Source organism: Hymenobacter perfusus (genome assembly GCF_003944765.1).
GTDB lineage: Bacteria > Bacteroidota > Bacteroidia > Cytophagales > Hymenobacteraceae > Hymenobacter > Hymenobacter perfusus.
On sequence record NZ_RWIU01000001.1, the window covers coordinates 636,153 to 656,324 of the forward strand.

A 20,172-nucleotide genomic window follows, 5' to 3' on the forward strand; every position below is an offset into this window, starting at 1 on the left:
GCGGCAAGTGAGCCACGACTATTGTACACCCGACATAGGTTTGGGAGTTCCAAACTCTACACTGGCTTCCAGGCCCACGCTGTACGGCCGGCTTTGGTTGACCACGCGCTGGCTGGGGTTGGCGTTGAGGGTTGTCAGGTACGTTTCGGCTGCGGGGCCTACGGCTAGGCTCCAGCTGGCCGTTGCTGGCTGGTAGCGCACCCCCGCTCCCCCGCGCAGGGAAGTCAGAACCTGCCGGTACGGGGAGTCGGTTGATTTTGCGCTGTACGTCCGGGTAGCTTCCGGCGAGCCTTCCAACTCCGAGCGGCTGCTCAGCAATACACTCACTGCCGCGCCCACTTTGGCATAGAGCGACAGACCAGCTTTGTTAGAGCCGTAGCGCACCCCCACCGGCACGGCAGCCGTGCGGTAATGGTAGGAGGTAGTGCGGGGCTGGGCCGGGGCGGCGTTGTAGGCAGCGGGCCGGCTGAAAATATCGGCGGCTTCCCGGCCTAGCTGCTTGCCGTCAATAAAGCCATAGGTAGTAGCCGAGGTAGCCCGCTGCTCCGCCACTTCAGCCCCGCCGGTCAGCGTCCAGTGCTTGTTGAGGGCGTAGGAGGCCGTGAGGGCTACGCGTTGGCTGAGGCCGGCCCGCAGATTGCGGCGATATTCATTCTCGGCTTCATCCTGGTAATAGCTGCGCAGAGCCGTCGTAACGGGGTCGGCCTTCACGCGGCCGTCTGTATGCGAGAAGTTGATATTAGGGCTGAAGGAACCGGCAGCCAGGCTACCGCCCAGGCGCAGGCGCTTCCATAGCTTGGGGGTTTCTTTCTGCTCAGACTCCACGGCGGCCAGCTCCTGCATTTGGGCCGGGGCCTGCGGTACAGCCAACAGAGCCGGCTTCAGCGTATCAGGGCGACGCAACCCCAGGTTGTTGCGCAGGTAGGCCGCCCGGGGCTCCATCAGGCTGAAGCCTGCGAAAAAGGCATTTTCTGCGGCGGGCGAATGACTGGCAAACAGGCTGGCGGTTCCGGCAGCGTACTGCCGACTGCCCCTCTCCTCGTCAGATAGTTGCCCGGCATCATAGCCGCTACGCCCACCGGTTATCGATTCGTAAAGCCCGGCCAGCATTTGCCCAAGGCCGGAACGCTGGCCAGCCGGTGCAGTAGCACCTTCCGAGGCTTGCTGGCTGCCCATGCCGTTTTCGGTAACAGAAGCTAAGCTACCGGCCGCCGCAGCACCGCCCGAAGATGCCCCGGAAGCTACCGTTGCCCCAGTGGCTGCATCCTCGCCCAGGCGGAAACCGGCACCATTTTCAGCCGAAGTGCCGGAGCCGGGCAGTGCAGCCGCCAGCTCCGGAGAATAGTTCAGGCCACTATTGCCCAGGAAAGCCCAGCTACCGAACCCCAGGGCCAGCAGCAGACACGCGGCAGCCACCCAGCGGTGTACTACCAGGCGGCGGCGGTACGTAGTATTTTCCTGGACTATCTGTTCGTGCTGCTGCACCACCAGCTCATGGTCGAGCTGGTCCCAGAGGCTGGCGCGCGGCGTCACCTCAGCTTCAGCAAATTTCTGCTGAAACAGGTGCTCCAGGTCGCCGGTAGGGCGCGGGGTGGGAGAATCAGGTGTATTAGGAGCGGAAGCTGCCATGGGAGCGGTGAGCGTCGAGACGTTCGATTTTACTTTTCAAAATGGCCCGGGCGCGGGAGTACTGCGACTTGCTGGTGCCTTCGGAGATGCCCAGCATGTCGCCGATTTCTTTGTGGCCGTAGCCTTCAATGGCAAACAGGTTGAACACCATGCGGTAGCGCGGGGCCAGTTCCTGAATCAGGTTCAGCAGCTCCTCGAAGTTGTAGTTGGAGAGCGTAAACTCTTCGCCCATCAGGTCCTCCGGGTATTCGCCTCCGTCGCTTACGGCTACCAGTGGGGCGTTGCGGCGGTGCTGGCGCAGGGCGGCATTCACCATGATACGGCGAATCCAGAATTCCAGCGGGCACTCCCGCCGGAAGCTGCTCAGGTTCTTGAATACCGTCAGAAACCCTTCCTGCAGCACATCCTCCGCCTCGAAAGTGGTTTGGGCGTAGCGCAGGCACACGGCCATCATGCGGCCGGCAAATCGTTCGTAGAGGTACTTCTGCATCAGGCGGCTACCAGCAAGGCAACCGTCAATCAGCTCCAGGTCGGAAAGCTGGGAAGGCGGGGTGAGGGTGCGCACAGGAGCGGATAACGACGAGGATAAGGACTCCGGGCGCGCAGCCGCGCCGTTGGGCAGCAGGCTACGCAGCCCACCGCCACCCAACGTAGCCGAAAGGGCGCTCATCGGGCATTCCGGCCCTGGCGGGGTCCGGCTGTAAGACGCTCACCAGCGGTTTCCTCTGGCAGGAGGAGGCTTCCGCGCAAGTAAGAATGCTGCATATGCTGCGAAGTCAATAACGGAGGTATGTGCGCCCCGGCAGGAATAAAGGAGGGCAACGCCGATAAGAGTGCCGCCGGGTTGCCGGAGGTTGCATAGGCCCGGGCGTTTTTCATGAGCAGCAAGATAATCCTTTCAGCAACAGTTTCTTCGGAATATAACATTCCGACTTTCGCAACCCACACTACCTCCGGCATGTAGATACATGAGTCAACTATCTTCCTACCTAACCCCACATTCCGATGAAAACTCTTGTGCTGTTTTACTCCACTTACGGCCATGCCTACAAGCTGGCGGAAGCCGTAGCCGAAGGTGCCCGCCAGGTAGCCGACAACGAAGTATTTGTGAAGCGTGTGCCCGAAACCCTGCCCAAAGAGTTGCTCGACCAGATAGGAGCCACGGAAGCGCAGAAGGCATTCGGCCACGTTCCGGTGGTAACGGTGGATGAACTGAAGGAATACGATGCCATTGTGGTAGGCGTGCCCACGCGCTACGGCAACATGTGCGGCCAGATGCAAGCTTTCTGGGACAGCACCGGTGGACTGTGGAGCCAGGGGGCGCTGGTAGGCAAAGTTGGCGGCGCTTTTGTCAGCACGGCCACGCAACATGGCGGTCAGGAAACCACCATCCGGGCGGTGCATACCATGCTGCTGCACCACGGCTTTGTGCTAGTCGGTCTGCCCTACGCTTGGCAGGGTCAGATGGGCCACCATGAAGTGACGGGCGGCACCCCTTACGGTGCCAGCACCGTGGCCGGCGGCCAGGGAGAACGGCAGCCCAGCTCCAATGAGTTGGAGGGAGCCATATTCCAAGGACGCCACACAGCCGAAATTGCCAAGAAACTGGCAAAGTAAGCGGCAGGTCAAAGAGAATAAGGGTAAAAAGAGCAAAGCACAGACAAATCCATAGCGGGTTTATCTGTGCTTTGCCTTTTTACCCTTACTCTCCTTGACTTATCTCAGAGCAGGTTATATGCTTTGATGAGGGAGTTGAATGAGTCGCGGTAAGTGTCACCGATGGGCAGGAGACGGCCGGCGACCTGCACTTTGCCGCGCTCTACATGCTCAATGCGGCTCAGGGCTACCAGAAAGGACTTATGAATGCGGGCAAACCGATCCGGCGGCAGCACTTCCTCCACCCGCCGGAACGACTGTAGCGTGAGCACCTTGCCAGTAGCGGTATAAATCATCAGATATTCCTTCATCCCCTCGATGTACAGGATATCGTCGAAAGCCACGCGCTGGAGGCGGTGGTCGTTTTTCACGAACATGGCATCCGGAGCCGTGGGCGTGACATCTGCGGGGGCAACAGAAACCGGAGCCGCCGTTGTGGAAGCAGGCTGGAGCTGCTGGCGCACCTTCTGCACAGCCTGCACGAACCGCTCAAAAGCAATGGGCTTGAGCAGATAATCGGAGGCGTTGAGCTCGTAGCTGCGTACGGCGTACTGGTCGTAGGCGGTAGTGAAGATGATGCGCGGGCCGGGCTGCGGCAGCAATTGGGCCAACTGGAGGCCAGTGAGCCGGGGCATATGGATGTCCAGAAATACCACGTCAACGGGGTTATCCTGCAGGAACGCCAGCCCCACCAGCGCGTCATCAAACTGCCCTTTCAACTCCAGCCCCGGCACCTGGGCACAATAGTCAGCCAACAGGTCGAGAGCCAGGGGTTCATCATCGAGGATAGCACAGGTCATCAGTGAAATAGTGAGGTAGTGAAATAGTGAGTTGACGAGGCAGGGTTGCGAGAAGCAAGTTAACTTATAGACTCTTGCGCTACTGCAGCAGGACCAGCGTGACCAGGTGCTGGCCGGGCGGCGTTTGCACATCGAGGGCATACCGACCGGGATACAGCAACTCCAGACGGCGGTGCAGATTGACTAGGCCCACGCCGCCGGGCTGTTTAGGCAGCTCCCGCTCGGCATCGGCAGGAGCCACATGATTGAGCACTGAGAAGCGCAGCAGGCCATCGGAAGCCAGCAGCAGGGAAATATGCACGGCTACCGGCCGGGCCGTGAGGTCGCCGTGCTTGAAGGCGTTTTCTACCAGCGGCAGCAGCAGCAGCGGGGCTATAGGGTGGGCGCAATCGGGTGAGGTACCTTCTACCTCAAACCGGATAGCCTCCTGCGCAGAAGCCGACAGCCGCAGCCGCTGCAAATCCAGAAAGCTGCTCAAATGGGCTACTTCCCGGCTCAGCGGCACGGTGTCGGTGCTGCTTTCGTAGAGCAGGTAGCGCATGATTTCCGCCAGCCGCAGCACTGCTTCCGGGGCTTTATCGGACTTTCGGCTGGTAAGCGAGTAGATGTTATTGAGCGTATTAAACAGGAAGTGCGGGTTGATCTGGGTTTTGAGCATGGCCAGCTCCGTGAGCAATTGCTGCCGCTCCATCTCACGGCGTTTGCGTTGGCCCCGAACATAGTCGCCGGTAACGCGCAGGGCCGAGCTGCTGCCGATGATGAACACGCCCACAATACCCGAGCTAAGGATGCGCATCCACAGTTCCGGCGCGTCGGGTCCGGTTTTTCTGCCGCTCACCACCGTGGTAACCGACTTCTGGCCCGGTCGGGGGGTGGTGACGCGGTAGGCCGAAATCTGCACGCCCTTGCGGGAGGTTTGGGTGGTTACCCAGCCGATGAGCATAGCATAGGGCAGCACCAGCACCGCTGCCAGCAGTACGTATTGCATCACCCGCGCCCGGCCCAGGGTGCGCGGAATCAGCCAGCCCCAAGTGAGGTAAAACAACGCGGCAGCGCAGGCATCTTCCAGCAGCAACCGGCCCAGCAGCGGTAGCAACGGCTGCCACTCGGACAGGGTGGCGGGAAAGCGGGGCAGCAGGGAAATGACGTTGCCCACCTTCAGCGCGTCCAGCCCCAGCAGCCACAGCCCCAGCAGCACATGCACCCAGCGTGGCACCGGCGTCACCTCGGCCGCCGCCGACCACGTGGTGGGCCGCAGCAGCGGCCGCAGGCGAGCCCGCCAGCCACGCCGGGAGGTAACGGCAGACTCTTGCACGACGGGCGCAACCAAGGGCTCGGACAAAACTTCCATCCTCGAAAATAGTACGCCGCCGGCCCAAAACCGGACTTTTTTCAATGAACACCGATGCGGGCACCGCCAACGCCCCGACCGGCCGGGTTAACGCGCAGAACGCGAATACAGTGTCCGAAAAACGGGTTTGCGCGGAGAAAACCGTCGTTTCGGGGTGGGGCATACGGGTTGGTTGAATTGGGCTGGCTGCCGGAAAGTGGGTTGCTACGTTTGCTGCCGTCCTCACTGTCTTTCTGCGCTATGAACTCAGCATCCCTCCCCCTCCTGGAAACCCGGGGCCTCGATTTCCGCTTCGGCTCCCGCCCCATTCTGCACGAAGTAAACCTGCGGGTGGAGCCGGGCAGTATTTACGGCTTTCTGGGACCGAACGGGGCCGGCAAAAGCACCACCATGCGGCTGCTGCTGGGCCTGCTCCGGCCGGCGGCCGGCTCCATCCACCTGTTCGGGCACGATATGGCCCGGCACCGGGTAGCGTTGCTGAACCGGGTGGGCGCGCTCATCGAGAATCCGTCGCTCTATGACCATCTCAGCGGCCGGGAAAACGTGGAAGCCACCCGCCGCCTGTGGGGCGTACCAGCCCACCGTACCGCCGAGGTACTGGCACTGGTCGGCCTGACCGATAATGCCCACCGCGCGGCCCGCGAGTATTCTCTGGGCATGCGGCAGCGGCTGGGGCTGGCCATTGCCCTCCTCTCCGACCCCGACCTGCTGCTGCTGGATGAGCCCACTAACGGCCTCGACCCGAGCGGCATCATTGAGATGCGCGAGCTACTGACGCGCCTGCGCCAAGAGCACGGTAAAACCATCGTGGTCAGCAGTCATCTCATCAATGAAATCGAGAAAGTAGCTACCCACGTCGGCGTGATTCAGCAGGGGCGACTGGTGTTTCAGGGCAGCCTGCCCGATTTGCAGCGGCTGCAAACCGGCCGCGCCCGGCTGGTGCTGGAAACCGAAGATGCCGACCGGTGCCGCAACCTGCTGCCGCGCCTGCTGGCAGGGGCAACCGTACCTGCGGCCGGTACGCTCTGGCTGCCCTGGCTGAACAAAGAGCATTCGGCTGAAGTTGCGGCAGCCCTGATAGCGGCCGGACAGCCACTTTACGGCCTGCGGCTGGAGCAGCCCAGTCTGGAAGACACCTTCCTCCATCTCACCGAAGTGAAAGAGCTGGTGTAATCATCCCTGCTGCCTCCTTTTCTATCGTCCATTCTCCTTTTATTCTGTGCTATGGAAGCTGCCCTTACGCCCGATTTCCTGACGCTGCCCGCCGCGCCCGCGCCACTCACCCAACTGCGCCGCACCCTTTCGGCCGATGCGCTGAAGCTGCGCCGCACCGCCGCCCTGCGCCTGACGCTGCTCAGCGGCCTGTTCCCCGTACTCATTGCCTTCCTGATCTTCTTTTTCAAGGGCGACATTATCATGAAGGCCGGCGGCAGCCCGTGGCCCCGCTTCATTATGGCAGCCTGGCAAACGGCTGGTACGCTGCTGCTGCCGCTGTTTGTGGTGCTGCTCACGAGCCTGGTGGTGAACGTGGAAACCAAGGCCACCGCCTGGAAGCACCTGTATGCGCAGCCGGTAGGCCGGGGCGCGGTATTTGGCTCCAAGCTGCTGCTGATTCTGGCCCTGAACGCCGTGGCCCTGCTACTGTTCGTGGCCCTGCTGCTGGGCGCCGGATTCCTGCTGGCCGCAGTGCGGCCGAAGCTGGGTTTTCAGCTGCACGCGGTGCCGCTTACCCCGGTGCTCTGGATGCTGGGCCGCACCTACGTGGCCACTTTGGGACTGTTGGCGGTGCAGTACATTGTAAGTTTGCTGTGGCGCTCCTTCGTGGTGCCGGTGGGCGTGGGCATGGGCGCGGTGGTGGCCACTATTGCGCTGCTGAGCTGGGAGCATATAGACAAGATTCCGTACGCCGCGCCGCTGGGCACGTCGGCTTCGCTGAAAATGACTAAGGCCGGCGTGCTGGAAACCGCGCATGAGCTGGCAAAGCACGAATGGTATTCGCTGGGCTGGTTTGCCGGCGCGCTGCTGCTGGGCTACCTGGTGCTGTACCGCCGCAACGTCACCAACTAAAGTATCGGCTCACCGGCCTTCTGCAACGGTTCAGGCATCCTTTTCAGCCTTTCGGCAACCTTCGCTTTTCGCTCCGCTCCCCTTTTCCTCTCTTTGCAACTCCTCTCCTGTTATATCTGATGAAACACGCTACCCTCCCTTTGCTGCTAACTGGCTTGCTGACAGCTCCGGTTCTGGCTCAAACCACACCGCCTGCCGGAGCTCCGGCAGCAGGGCAGCGGCCGGCTGGCATGCCGGCCCAGCCCGCCGCAACGGCCAAACCAATTCTGTCGAATACTGCCAAAGGCTCCGGCCGCCTCGAAGGCACCGTGCTCGACGCGGCTACCAAGAAGCCCGTGGAGTTTGCTACTATCACGCTGCTGCCTCTGAGCGGCAACACCCCGCTGGATGGCGGCGTGTGCGATGAGCGGGGCCGCTTTAAGCTACAGGGGCTGGCCGCCGGCGAGTTTCGGCTACAAATCAGCTTTATCGGGTACGCCACCCAGACGCGCAACGTGACCATTGGCGCGGGCCTGACCACCGTGCCCGCCGTGAGCCTGGAATCATCGGCCCAGAAACTGGGGGAAGTGACGGTAACCGGCGAGCGGGACGTGATTGAGACCAAGCCGGACCGCATTGTGTACAATGCCGAGAAGGACATCACCAACAGCGGCGGCACGGCGGCCGATGTGCTGCGCAAAGTGCCCCTGGTGAACGTGGACCCCGAAGGCAACGTGGAATTGCGCGGCACCAGCAACGTGCGGGTACTCATCAACAACAAGCCCTCGGGCGTGGTGGCCTCCTCGGTGGCCGATGCCATGAAGCAGATTCCCGCCGACCAGATCAAGAGCGTGGAGGTGATTACCACGCCCTCGGCCAAGTACGACGGCGAGGGCACGGGCGGTATCATCAACATCATTCTCAAGAAGAATAACCTGGAGGGCATAAATGGCTCGGTGGGGCTGGCAGCTGGTACGCGTAGCTCCAACGGCAACGCTTCCCTGAATTACCGCAAAGGTAAAGTGGGCCTGAGCAGCTCCCTGAGCGGATTTGGCTTCTACAGCCCCAACCGCAACGACCTCACGCGCTACCTCAAAGACGGCAGCGGCAACGAGCGGCTGGCCCTGGAGCAGCAGGGCGACGGTAACACGCTGGGCGGCGGCGGCTTCGGGCGGCTGGGGCTGGACTACGACCCGGCCCAGTACCACAACCTCACGCTTAACGTGCAGGGCAACCTGTTCCGCAACAGCGGCAACTACGGGCAGTTTAACAACCTGCTGCTGCCCGTGGCCGATGAGTTTACCCGTGACACGGACCGGCGCTTCCGCACCCAGAGCTACGACGTGAACGGCTCCTACACCCGCACCTTTGAGCAGAAGCGCCGCGAGTGGAGCGTGCTGGCCCAGCACACCCGCAACCGCAACGTGCAGGCCTATTACCTCGACCAGTTTGCGGGCCGCACCACCGAAAATGCCGCCAAGGACTACCGGGAAGAATCTGACAACCTCTCGCGCAACCTCGAAACCACGCTCCAGACCGATTATGCCCATCCGTTCTCGGAAACCGCGTTGCTCGAAACCGGCGCCAAGGCCATTCTGCGCCGCGTGAGCAGCGACTACGATGTATTCACGAGCCCCCTCACCGGCAGTAACATCGACCCGGTGTTCAACGCCAACCGCTCCAACCTCTTCGACTACAACCAGGATGTACTGGCGGCCTACGGCACCTACGGCTTCTCGGCCTCGAAAAAAGTAAGTTTCAAGCTGGGGGCCCGAGCGGAAAATACGCGCATCACCGGCAGCTTCCAGCAGCAGCAGAGCGACAACTCCAGCGTGAAGCAGAACTACCTGAGCGTACTGCCGAACCTGAGTCTGAGCTACCAGCCTCAGAACCCCAAGAAACCTGGCCAGACACTACGCATAGCCTATTCAAAGCGCATTCAACGGCCCCAGATTTTTTACCTGAACCCCTTCCGGAACTCCTCCGACTCGCTGAACGTGAGCTTTGGTAATCCGGAACTGGAGCCCGAGCTGACCAACAGCTACGAAATCAACTACACCACCTTTATCAAAGGCTCAGTGCTGAACCTGAGTGCCTACGCCCGCCGCACCGGCAATGCCATTGAGGCCGTGCGCTACATTGACCGCAACGGCGTAAACGTGCAGACATTCAGCAACATCGGCCGCAATGCCACGTTTGGCACGAGCCTGTTTACCTCGGTAAAACCCATGCCGAAGTGGGACGTGAGCGGCAACCTGAACGTGTACTACGTGTCGCTGAAAAGCCCGGCCCTGAGCTTCGAGGACGGAGCCATCAACACGGCCGCGTATTCCAACAGCGGGGTGATGTACAATCTGAACCTGAACTCCAGCTACAAATTTGAGAAGGGCCTGAGCCTGCAGTTTTTCGGGGGGTTGAACTCGCCGCGCGTGCAGCTGCAGGGCAAGCAGGCGGCCTGGACGTTCTACTCGCTGGGTCTGCGCAAAAACCTGCTCAAGGACAAAGCCGACCTGACCCTGAACGCCGATAACTTCCTCTCGGCCACCCGTAACCTACGCTCCACCCTCGATACCGACCAGTTCCGGCAGGAAAGCAACAACTACATCTACCTGCGCGGGGTGCGCCTGGCCTTCAACTACCGCTTCGGGAAAGTAACCCAGCAGGCCCCCAAACGCCGCCGCAGCATCCAGAACGACGACGTGAAGCAAGGCAGCGACGGACAGAGCCAGCAGTAACTGTCATTGCAAGCAGCGAGCAGTAATACGTCGTTTTTCCTGCTCCCGACTTCGTACTCAGTTAAAAGCCCCTGACGTTGATAACGTCAGGGGCTTTCTGCTTATCAGTGCTTAGCAAAGGACGGATTGCTTCGTCCTTCGTCTTCGCAATAACAGCTACAGTTTTCCGTGGTAGCGCAGCAACTCCAGGAACGCCTCCCGGTAGGTTTCCCCGATGGGCAGGCTGGCGCCGTGCACCTGCACGCGGTGGCGCTCCACAAATTCCAGGTGGCGCAGGTTGATAAGGTAGGATTTGTGGATGCGCACGAAGCGGCCGGTGGGCAGCATTTCCTCCAGCTTGCGGAATGACTGTAGCGTGAGGATTTTGCCGGTGGCGGTGTAGTACATCAGGTATTCCTTCTGGCCTTCCACGTAGTACATATCATCTACCAACACCCGGCGCAGGCGGTTATCGTGGCGCACAAATAGGGCTTCATCGGCAGTAGCAGCCGGGTCCGGCGTTTCAGCGGGAGCAGTAGCTGGAGCGGGCTGGTGCAGCGCGGCCCGGGCGCGGTGCGCCGCCTGCACAAACCGCTCGAAGGAAATGGGTTTGAGCAGATAATCGAGGGCGGGCAGCTCGTAGCTCTGCACGGCGTAATCGGGGTGAGCGGTGGTGAAGATGATGCGGGGGCCCGGGGCCGGCAGCAGCTGCGCCAGCTGCAGGCCGGTGAGCCGGGGCATCTGAATATCCAGAAACACCACGTCTACGGGAGTATCCTGCAGAAACGCCACGGCCGTCAGGGCATCATGAAACTGCCCCAGCAACTCCAGAAACGGCACCTGCGCGCAGTAATCGACCAGCACTTTCAGCGCCAGCGGCTCATCATCTACCACCACGCAGCTTAGCGGACGACGCGTAACGGGTGGTTCCATCAGGCAAGGAGATTTAAGAAAAAAAGGAAAGAGATACAGTGGTCAGATAGCTGCAACGGTTACGTCAGATCCGCCAGAAAAGCTTACGCGCAAAGAAGTCTGATACCCTATCAATCCGCAGATGTAACAATCTGGCTTGGCAACTGAATCTCGGTGGTCATCATCTCCGGCGCTAGCCTTACCCGCCCGCTATCTGCAAAGAAAGCCGGGCGGCGTATTCTTCAGCGTTGGCGGTAATGGCCAGTGTATGGCGGCCAGGGTACAACAGGGCCAGACGGCGACGCAGGTTGACCAGTCCCACGCCGCCCGGGTCGGCGGCTTCCGGCGCCACCCGGTTGCGCACCAGAAAATGTAGCTGCCCGTCCTCGGTGAGCCGCAGGGAGAGGCGCACTACGTGGGGCCGGGCCGTGAGGTCGCCGTGCTTGAAGGCGTTTTCCACCAGCGGCAGCAGCAGCATGGGCGGCAGGCGGCACACATGCTCGGCTCCGGGCGGCAGTAGCACCGTAAATTGAATGGCCTCATCGGCGTCATCGGTGGGCAGGCGTAGATGTTGCAGGGTCAGGAAGCTCTGCAGATGCCCGATTTCCCGGGCCAGCGGCACCAAGTCGTCGGCGCTGTCATAGAGCTGGTAGCGCATCAGTTCGGCCAGACGCAGTACCGCTTCCGGAGCCTGCGGAGAGCCATTGAGCGTGAGCGAGTATATGTTGTTGAGCGTGTTGAATAGGAAGTGCGGATGCAGCTGGGTCTTGAGCAGCTCCAGCTCCGTCCGCAGATGTTGCTTTTCCAGCTCCTGCCGGTTATCACGCTCCTGCAGGTAGTCGCCAGCCAGCCGCACGAAAAAGCTCAGCAGCAAAATCAGCCCGCCCAGCAGAAAGTAATAGGACTGCAGCACCTGCACATAGTACGCCAACGGCTGCGATACGCCCTGCACTTTTACCTCGTCAAAATAGTAGCTGACCCCGATGCGCAGGCCACAGAAGGCGGCCAGCCCGGCTACCAATACCAGCAGGTACAGGCCCAGCTGCCGCCGGGCAAACAGCTGGGGCATCAGCAGCCAGTTCAGATAAAACAGGCCCGAATCGAGAATATCGGTGGTGATGGCCAGCGGCCAGAAGTTGTCCTTGAGCGGCGGCACCAGCACCCCCTGGTGCAGCAGCCACCCCTGCACATCGAAATACAACAGCAGCCCTACCCAGGCCATATGCGGCCAGGGCAGACCCCTAAGAAAAGAAGGAAGCTGAAAAGCCGGCCGGGGGCGGCGCGGCACGAAGAAAGGCGCGGGCATACAGAACAAAACGACCGGCAACTACCGGCCGGCAGCTCAAAGTACCAAATAGACGCGCCTTGTCGGGCAGCTTTTCAACAACTTTCGGCGCGCTCTTCAACCAACCCGGCAGTAAGACCCTACAAGCCGTTCTGCGCATGAGCGGAACCTGCCGCCCCGATGGTTAAGTGAAGGAAAAACCAATTTGGTTGAGAGTACACGCAACGTTGGTTGAATTACTTGGCTCTACGCCTGAAATACCCGCTACGTTTACATCGTTTCGTTGCTGATTCTTTTCGCTCCGATGCTGTCGGGCTTCGCTATTCTCTTGTATCATTCTCTATGAAGCAGCTATTCCCCCTGCTCCTGCTGGCCACCGTGGCCTCCCCCACTGTGCACGCCCAGACTTCTCTCTCAGCGGTGGCCGTACCGGCTGCCAAAGGCCCCGGCCGCCTCAGTGGGCGCGTGGTAGATGCCGCCACCCAGAAGCCCGTGGAATATGCCACCGTGGCCCTGCTGCCCGCTACCGGTGCCACACCGCTACTGGGCGGCACCTGCGACGCCGACGGCAAGTTTGAACTGCGCGACCTACCCGTCGGCGCGTTTCGACTGCAAATCAGCTTTGTGGGCTACGGCAGCCGCCTGGAAAACGTGACTATCACCGCTGAGCCTCAGGCGCTGGGTACTCTGGCCCTCACGGCCTCGGCGCAGAACCTGGGCGGCGTGACGGTGACCGGGGAGCGGCCAGTGGTGGAAACCAAGCCCGACCGCCTCGTGTACAACGCCGACCAGGACGCCAGCAACACTGGCGGCACCGTGGCCGACATTCTGCGCAAAACCCCGCTGGTGAACCTCGATGGGGAAGGCAACGTGCAGCTGCGGGGCACCAGCAACGTGCGGATTCTCATCAACAACAAGCCTTCCGCTTTGCTGGCGGGTAACTTGGCGGAAGCGTTGAAGCAGATTCCGGCCGACCAGGTAAAGGCCATTGAAGTCATCACGTCGCCGTCGGCGAAGTATGATGCCGAGGGTTCCGGTGGGGTTATCAACATCGTGCTCAAGAAAAGCAGCTTGCAGGGCACCAGCGGCAGCGTGGGAGCCAGTGGCGGCAACCGTAACCAGAGTCTCAACGGCAGCCTAAACGCCAAGCGGGGCGTATTCGGGGTGAATACCAAGCTCAGCGGCTTTCGAAACCTGTACCCGTTCAGGAGCAGCACCGAGCGTACCAGCTTTCTGCCCGACGGCACCACTGGCCGGCTGACTGAGCGCACCACCTCGCGCAACCAGGGCCAGGGTGGCTACGGCCAGGTGGAGCTAACGTATGACCCCTCACCGCTACACAGCTTCACCATCAGCGGCAACGGCAACCTTTACGCCAATGATGCGCCCCAAGAGCTGTTCAACCAGTACCAGGGCCAGCCCGCGCTGGATACACTCTACACCCGCGACATCAACCGCCAGGACCAGAACCGCAGCTTCGACCTGAACGCGGGCTACACCCGCACCTTCGGCGACAAGCAGCCGCGCCGCGAGTGGAGCGTACTGGCCCAACACACCAACAACCGTAACCGCGAGCAGTACCGCCTCGACCAATACGGCAGCCCGGAGGTGCGCCGGGGGCCGCTGGAATACCAGGAAGCCAGCCTTAATCTGGCCCGCAACCTCGAAACCACCTTCCAGACAGATTACACCCAGCCTTTCGGGGAGAAAAACACGCTGGAAGTCGGGGCCAAGCACATCCGTCGCCAAGTCAGCAGTGATTATGTGCTGGACACCCTGCTGACCGGCCAGCAGTCCGGCTTTGTGCGCAGTGCGCTCCGCTCCAATCAGTTCGATTACGACCAGAACGTACTGGCGGCTTACGGCACCTATAATTTTTCGCTGAAGAAGTACGCGTTCAGCCTGGGCACGCGCCTGGAGCGCACGGGCATTGCGGGCGAGTTCCAGAACGAGGCCGGCCGCTTTCAGAATAACTACCTGAATGTATTGCCCAACCTGAACGCCACCCGCACCCTCCGCAAAGACGGCGAAACGCTGCGTCTGAGCTATTCGCGGCGCATTCAGCGGCCCCACATCTACTACCTGAACCCCTACGTAAACCAGGTGACGCCCAACTCGGTGAACTTCGGCAACCCCGAGTTGCGCCCCGAGCTGGCCCAGCTGCTGGAGCTGACGTACGGTACGTTCGGGGAGAAATTCTCCCTGAACGCCTCCGGGTTTATGCGGCGCGTGGGCAATTCCATTGAGCGCGTGAGCATCTATAACCAGGAACGTGCCCGCAACGAAACCACCTACGGCAACCTGGCTACCAACACCAACTACGGCCTGAACCTGTACGGCTCTTGGAAACCAGTTACGGGCTGGGACCTGAGCAGCAACATCAGCGGCGACTACACCAATCTGCGCAGCCGCCAGCTCAACCGCGTCAGCCGCCGGGCCTCCGCCTACATGAACCTCAACTCCTCCGTGAAGCTGGGCAAAACCTACGTGGCGCAGGGCTACGGCGGCTTCTGGACCGGTGGCGTGGAGCTGCAGACGCGCTACTCGGGCGGCGTGTACTACGGCCTGAGCCTGAAGAAAACGCTACTCAAGGAGAAGGCCGACCTCACGCTGGGCGCCAACAACTTCCTGGCCCCCGGCCGCGAGTTCCGCAGCACTACCACCACGCCGGACTTCGTCAACCAGGGTATTTTTTACTCCTACCAGCGCAACGCCCGCCTTTCCTTCAACTACCGCTTCGGTAAGCTGGAAGGCGGCCAGCGCCAGCGCAAAAGTATCCGCAACGACGATTCCAAAGGCGGCAGCGGCGGCGGCCAGCAAGGCGGATAGGGTTGACCTGTTGAGCGTAGGAGGTAATAAAGAACGTCATTCCGAGCGTGCGAGGAATGACGTTCTTATTTAAACTTTCATCCTCACCCATTCCAGATTTTCCAGGCGGCTTCGGCCTGGAGGCAGAGCATTTCGAAGCCGTTCTTGGTGTGGGCGCCGCGGGCCTGGCCGCGCTGCATGAACTCGGTTTCGCGTGGGTTGTAGATGAGGTCGTAGAGGTAGTGCTGGCTGGTGAGGGCCTCGTAGGGAATGGGTGGGCACTCCTCCACGGCCGGGAAGGTGCCCAGCGGCGTGGTATTGATGATGAGCCGGTGCTCCTGCAGCAGGCGCGGCGTCAGTTCGTCGTAAGTCAGGCCCGCGCCCAGCGGGTTGCGCGACACCACCCAGTAGCCGATACCCAGGTCTTTGAGGGCCACTTCCACCGCCTTGGAGGCTCCGCCGCTGCCCAGCACCAAAGCGCGCAGCTGCGGCAGCTCGGCGGCTGGCACAAAGCCGCGCAACGAGTCGCGGAAGCCAATGTAGTCCGTGTTGTGCCCGATCAGGCGGCCATCGGGGCGAAACTCCACCACATTCACGGCCCCCACCCGCGCCGCCGACGGGGCCACTTCGTTCAGGTAGGGCCACACCTGCTCCTTGTACGGAATGGTCACGTTGAGGCCGCGCAGCCCGGGCCGGCCAGCCAGCAGGGCCGGCAGCTCATCCATCGTGGCCAGCTCAAACAGCTCGTACTGATAATCCGATAGGTCGAGGTTGTGGAATTTCTGGGTGAAGTAGGTCTGGGAAAATGAGTGCTTAAGGGAGCGGCCTAACAATCCGAATTCGGGCATAATACAGAAGAGCTTTAGGGACGGTAAGCAACAAAAAAAACCGCCCCGGCCAAAGCAGCCGGGGCGGTTTCCTCTTAAAATCCAACGCGTTCCGCTTACGCTACCGGCTGCTTGCTCTCTTTGCGCGCCTTGAAAAACTCCCATACCGCTGGCAGCACCGACACGAAGATGATCAGGAGCGTAAGCAGACCGAAATTGTTCCGAATGATTTCGAGCCCACCCAACAGGTAGCCAGCGCCCGTCAGGAGCACCACCCACAACACGGCCCCAATCAGGTTATAGGACAGGAAGCGTGAGTAGCTCATCGTACCAATACCTGCCACGAAGGGAGCAAACGTGCGAATGATGGGAATAAAACGGGCGATGATAATCGTTTTGGCACCGTGCTTCTGGTAAAATCCCTGCGTGCGTTCCAGATGCTCCCGCTTCAGCCAACGTGAATTTTCCCGAAAAACGCGCGGCCCCAGATAGTCGCCAATGTGGTAATTGAGCGTATCACCCAATACGGCTGCTACAATCAAGAGTACTATTACTATGCCCACATTCAAGCCATTAGCTGGATTGGCAGCCAGCGCCCCGGCTGCAAACAGCAGCGAGTCGCCGGGTAGGAATGGCAGTACCACCACTCCGGTTTCCACGAAGATGATCAGGAAAAGAATGGCATAGGTCCAGGTTCCGTAGTCCTGAATAATCTCGGCCAGGTGCTTATCGAGGTGGAGAACAAAGTCGAGCAGATGCTTCAGGATTTCCATAGGATGGGGTTGAGTCTGCAAAGAAAGCACATGCCCGGCAAACGGCCCGCTTGCCGGCCTTACACACTGGGTTTGCGCAGCACCAGCAGGCGGTTGTAGGTTTCCACTTCCAGGTCTTTCACCTCGAAGCCCAGCCCGGCCAGAAACTCCGGCAGCTCCTGGCCGTCGGGCCACAGCTCGGTGGTCATCAGCAGGTTGAACACCACGTAACCGCCGGGCCGCAGCACGCGGTGCAGGTGCCGCCAGAAGCCGGCCTCGTGCAGCCCCGCCGGCAATTCCAGCCCCAGAAACAGGTCCACCACCACCAGCCCGAAAGCTGCCGCCGGGGCCTGCGCTACCCACGCCAGTGCATCGGCGCAGATGATGCGCAGCTGCGCATCGGGCCGCACCCCGAATTCCGTGGCGGCTACCTCAATAACGGCCGCGTCCAACTCCAGGGCCGTGATGGGCGCCGTGAGGCCGCGCTCCTGCCGCAACAGCTTGATTACCGAGCCCCCACCCAGCCCGAGCACCAGGGCCGGCTCCTGCGCCCCGATAGGAGCGAACAGCAAGCCATAGCGCAGCACCCGCTCCAGAGAGCCGTAGCTGTAGTTGGCCTCCGCCGTATTCAACTCCTTATGGCCCCGGTGCAGCGTGACTTCCAGCCAGCCGCTGTGCTCCGATGGCAGACGGCGCGTGAGCGGCACCACGTAGCTCAGCCCGTGGCGCAGCAGTTCAAGCAGCTTGTTCATACGAACAAAGGTAGAACGTCCCGGTCCAGCAGGCGCAGCCTGTCGGACCGGTTTAAGTACGCTGACGCCCACACGACTTCACGCGGCGCAAACGGACCAAACGACCACCGGCCCAACAGGCTGCGCCTGCCGGACCGGGACGTCCTGTTTTTATCGACTGAGAAAACCTACCGGGCGGCTACGCGCCAGAGCGTGTCGGCCGCGTCGTCGGCTACCAGCAAAGAGCCGTCGGGCAGCGCGGTGATGCCCACGGGGCGGCCGTATACTTCCTTATCCGCCGCATTGGCGATGAACCCCGTCAGAAAATCTTCCATTGGGCCGCTGGGCCTGCCGTTCTGGAAGGGTACGAACACCACTTTGTAGCCCGAAAACTCGGAGCGGTTCCAGGAACCGTGCTGCCCAATAAACGCCCCGTTGCGGTACTTAGCTGGAAACTTCTCGGCTTTGTAGAAGGCCAGGCCCAGCGAGGCGGTATGCGGCCCCAGGGCCACCTCGGGTACCACCGTCTGCTTCACCAGGTCGGGCCGCTCGCCTTTGCGGCGCGGATCCTCTTTCTGGCCGAAATAGGCGTAGGGCCAGCCGTAAAACTTACCGGGCTGCACGCTGGTCAGGTAATCCGGTACCAGCTCGTCGCCCAGCTCGTCCCGCTCGTTCACGGCCGACCACAGGATCTGGGTACCGGGAGCCCAGTCGAGGCCCACGGGGTTGCGCAGGCCGGCGGCGTACACCCGCTCCCCACTGCCGTCGGGGTTAATTTCAAGTACGTTGGCGCGGCGCTCTTCCTCTTTCATGCCGTGCTCGGCCACGTTGGAGGCCGAACCTACCGATACGTAGATTTTCTTACCATCGGGGCCGGCCAGCAGGTTGCGGGTCCAGTGGTTGTTGTAGCCCCCGGCCGGCAGCGTCATGATTTTCTCGCCTTTCCCTTCAATTTTAGTTTCCCCCGATTTGTAGGCGTAGCGCCACACGCCATCGGTATTGGCTACGTAGAAATGGTTATCGAGCACCAGCATACCGAAAGGCTGGTTCAGACCGGCCAGGAACGTGGTGCGGGTTTCGGGCGTCCCGTTCTTGTCGGCGTCGCGCAGCAGCGTGATGCGGTTGGCACTCTTGGCCCGCATCGATTTGGAGGGGTCCAGCTCCAGTTGTGCCACTACTTTTTCCTTGGTATCGGTGGGTACGGTGTTGGCCTCGGCCACCAGCACGTCGCCGTTGGGCAGCACGTAGGTGTTGCGCGGGCTCACCAGATCGGTGGCGTACTTGGTAACCACAAAGCCGGCCGGCGCGGCCGGCATTTTGCCGGCGGGCCAGCCAATTACCTTGCTGCGCTTGGTGGTTGATTTGGTGGCGTAGGGTTCGGGCAGCGCCACCGGGTTAGCGGCTGTAGCGACCGTATCGGCGGGCGTGGTAGCGGCGGCTTCGGCTTTTTCCTGTTGGCTGGGGCCACTACAGGCCCCCAGCAGGGCCAGACCGGCCAAAGCCGGCACAAAAGTATTTCGGTTCATCGGGTAGAAAACGGTATCAGACAAAAGAAGCCCGAGCCATGCACTGGCCCGGGCTTCTCTTCTACTGTTTTCCGGCCGTTGAGGTTAGCGGCACATTACTCCGGTGGCGAATTACTACCCGCGCGGCATGGAGGTACCGGGACGGCCGGCGGCTTTGGGCTCGGGCTTGAACATCTCGTCCACGTTCTCGAGGTCCAGGAAGTCCAGGAACGTGTCGCCGCGCAGGCCCAGCCGGATAGTTTCGAGGCTGATGATTTCGTTGGGCGCAATATTGCCCAAGTTTACATTCGGGCCCAGCAGCTTAATAAACCACACCTGCTGCGCCTTCTGCGGGGCTTCCCAGATGATTTTCTCGAACGGAATCTGGGTCAGAATTTCTTCCACCAGGCCCGAGCGCACCTCGCCGGTGCTGCGGAACAGGCCCACGTTGCCGGCCTCCCGGGCTTCGCCAATCACCTTCACGGCGCCGGCTTCCAGCTCGGTTTTCATCTGCGAAATCCACTTGTAGGGCGGAATAATCTTCTCCGCGTCCTTCGAGCCCACTTCGCTGAGCACCTTCACATCCTGCGACAACGTGCGGATGAATTCCAGCTTTTTATCGTGGTTCAGGTCCAAGGAGCCGTCCGATACTTCCACGTACTCCATCCCGAACTGGTCGAGCAGCCGGCGGTAGTCATCGAATTGGTTGCGGATGATGAAGGCCTCAAACAACGTTCCGCCGAAGTACACCGGAATGCCCGCCTCTTTGTACACGGCCAACTTGCGCTTCAGGTTTGGGTTCACGTACGAGGTGGCCCAGCCCAGCTTCACAATATCGGTGTAGGCCGCCCCGACTTCCAGGAAGTCCTCCACTTCGCGGACACTCAGGCCTTTGTCCATGACCATGGTAAAGCCTTGCTCCCGTGGTTTCTCCGTGCGCTCGGGCAGTTGATTGAGGGTGTAATTCATCAGGTAGGTTCTTGGGGACTTGGGGACTCAGGAACTGGGTTTAAGCCCAGCCTCCTCCCCCGAAAAATGACAACGGGCGTAAAAGTACGCCCGAATTCTGTAAGCCATGAAAGAAGTCAAAGGTGACCGATAAAAAGTCAAAGCGCCGGTGTGGACCATTTGGCTAGCTCACACCGGCACTCTGACT

The 20,172-nt window shown here is 61.0% G+C and carries 16 protein-coding genes; 5 read left to right on the forward strand and 11 right to left on the reverse strand.

What is annotated here, in order from left to right; genetic code table 11:
* Nucleotides 1-18: 18 nt before the first annotated feature.
* Both EI293_RS02825 and EI293_RS02830 read right to left on the reverse strand, forming a co-directional pair.
* Nucleotides 19-1,629 carry an outer membrane beta-barrel protein gene (locus tag EI293_RS02825; protein WP_125435474.1) on the reverse strand — a complete coding sequence of 537 codons (1,611 nt, stop codon included), beginning with the start codon at nt 1,627-1,629 and terminating at the stop codon, nt 19-21.
* On the reverse strand, nt 1,610-2,299 hold the full coding sequence (locus EI293_RS02830) for an RNA polymerase sigma factor (protein ID WP_125435476.1): 690 nt from the start codon (nt 2,297-2,299) through the stop codon (nt 1,610-1,612). The genes EI293_RS02825 and EI293_RS02830 overlap by 20 nt, the downstream gene beginning before the upstream one ends.
* 335 nt (nt 2,300-2,634) lie before the next feature.
* On the opposite strand from EI293_RS02830, the gene wrbA reads away from it, so the two are divergent.
* Complete coding sequence (gene wrbA, locus EI293_RS02835) at nt 2,635-3,246, forward strand: NAD(P)H:quinone oxidoreductase (protein ID WP_125435478.1); 612 nt, start codon at nt 2,635-2,637, stop codon at nt 3,244-3,246.
* A 104-nt stretch (nt 3,247-3,350) separates the two neighbouring features.
* Here wrbA and EI293_RS02840 read toward each other — a convergent pair whose 3' ends face one another.
* Nucleotides 3,351-4,085 carry a LytR/AlgR family response regulator transcription factor gene (locus EI293_RS02840; protein WP_125435480.1) on the reverse strand — a complete coding sequence of 245 codons (735 nt, stop codon included), beginning with the start codon at nt 4,083-4,085 and terminating at the stop codon, nt 3,351-3,353.
* A 79-nt stretch (nt 4,086-4,164) separates the two neighbouring features.
* Entirely contained in the window at nt 4,165-5,436 is a 1,272-nt protein-coding gene (locus tag EI293_RS02845; RefSeq protein WP_125435482.1) for a sensor histidine kinase, read from the reverse strand.
* Nucleotides 5,437-5,676: 240 nt separating this feature from the next.
* Here EI293_RS02845 and EI293_RS02850 point away from each other — a divergent pair, with 240 nt between their 5' ends.
* From EI293_RS02850 to EI293_RS02860, 3 genes are all read left to right on the forward strand, one after another.
* Nucleotides 5,677-6,609 carry an ABC transporter ATP-binding protein gene (locus EI293_RS02850; RefSeq protein ID WP_125435484.1) on the forward strand — a complete coding sequence of 311 codons (933 nt, stop codon included), beginning with the start codon at nt 5,677-5,679 and terminating at the stop codon, nt 6,607-6,609.
* A 51-nt stretch (nt 6,610-6,660) separates the two neighbouring features.
* Nucleotides 6,661-7,503, forward strand: a complete 843-nt coding sequence (locus tag EI293_RS02855; RefSeq protein ID WP_125435486.1) for an ABC transporter permease — start codon at nt 6,661-6,663, stop codon at nt 7,501-7,503.
* Nucleotides 7,504-7,622: 119 nt separating this feature from the next.
* Complete coding sequence (locus tag EI293_RS02860) at nt 7,623-10,217, forward strand: TonB-dependent receptor domain-containing protein (RefSeq protein WP_170170214.1); 2,595 nt, start codon at nt 7,623-7,625, stop codon at nt 10,215-10,217.
* Nucleotides 10,218-10,373: 156 nt separating this feature from the next.
* On the opposite strand, the gene EI293_RS02865 is transcribed toward EI293_RS02860, so the two are convergent.
* A complete protein-coding gene (locus EI293_RS02865; RefSeq protein WP_125435489.1) occupies nt 10,374-11,129 on the reverse strand; it encodes a LytR/AlgR family response regulator transcription factor in 756 nt (251 codons plus the stop codon).
* A 178-nt stretch (nt 11,130-11,307) separates the two neighbouring features.
* Nucleotides 11,308-12,330, reverse strand: a complete 1,023-nt coding sequence (locus EI293_RS02870) for a sensor histidine kinase (protein ID WP_170170215.1) — start codon at nt 12,328-12,330, stop codon at nt 11,308-11,310.
* 405 nt (nt 12,331-12,735) lie between these two features.
* Between EI293_RS02870 and EI293_RS02875 the strand changes: the two genes are divergently transcribed.
* Nucleotides 12,736-15,222, forward strand: coding sequence for a TonB-dependent receptor domain-containing protein (locus EI293_RS02875; RefSeq protein WP_125435493.1), 2,487 nt, complete (start codon nt 12,736-12,738; stop codon nt 15,220-15,222).
* Nucleotides 15,223-15,305: 83 nt separating this feature from the next.
* On the opposite strand, the gene EI293_RS02880 is transcribed toward EI293_RS02875, so the two are convergent.
* The 5 genes from EI293_RS02880 to EI293_RS02900 all read right to left on the reverse strand — a co-directional run bounded on the left by EI293_RS02880 (nt 15,306) and on the right by EI293_RS02900 (nt 19,985).
* Nucleotides 15,306-16,049, reverse strand: a complete 744-nt coding sequence (locus EI293_RS02880) for a shikimate dehydrogenase family protein (RefSeq protein WP_125435495.1) — start codon at nt 16,047-16,049, stop codon at nt 15,306-15,308.
* Nucleotides 16,050-16,144: 95 nt separating this feature from the next.
* Nucleotides 16,145-16,801 (reverse strand): DedA family protein, encoded by a 657-nt coding sequence (locus EI293_RS02885; RefSeq protein WP_125435497.1) that lies wholly within the window; start codon nt 16,799-16,801, stop codon nt 16,145-16,147.
* 59 nt (nt 16,802-16,860) lie between these two features.
* Nucleotides 16,861-17,532, reverse strand: a complete 672-nt coding sequence (locus EI293_RS02890; RefSeq protein ID WP_125435499.1) for a spermidine synthase — start codon at nt 17,530-17,532, stop codon at nt 16,861-16,863.
* A gap of 167 nt (nt 17,533-17,699) precedes the next feature.
* Nucleotides 17,700-19,037 (reverse strand): PQQ-dependent sugar dehydrogenase, encoded by a 1,338-nt coding sequence (locus EI293_RS02895; RefSeq protein ID WP_125435501.1) that lies wholly within the window; start codon nt 19,035-19,037, stop codon nt 17,700-17,702.
* Nucleotides 19,038-19,151: 114 nt separating this feature from the next.
* Nucleotides 19,152-19,985 (reverse strand): phosphosulfolactate synthase, encoded by an 834-nt coding sequence (locus tag EI293_RS02900; protein ID WP_125435503.1) that lies wholly within the window; start codon nt 19,983-19,985, stop codon nt 19,152-19,154.
* Nucleotides 19,986-20,172 lie beyond the last annotated feature (187 nt).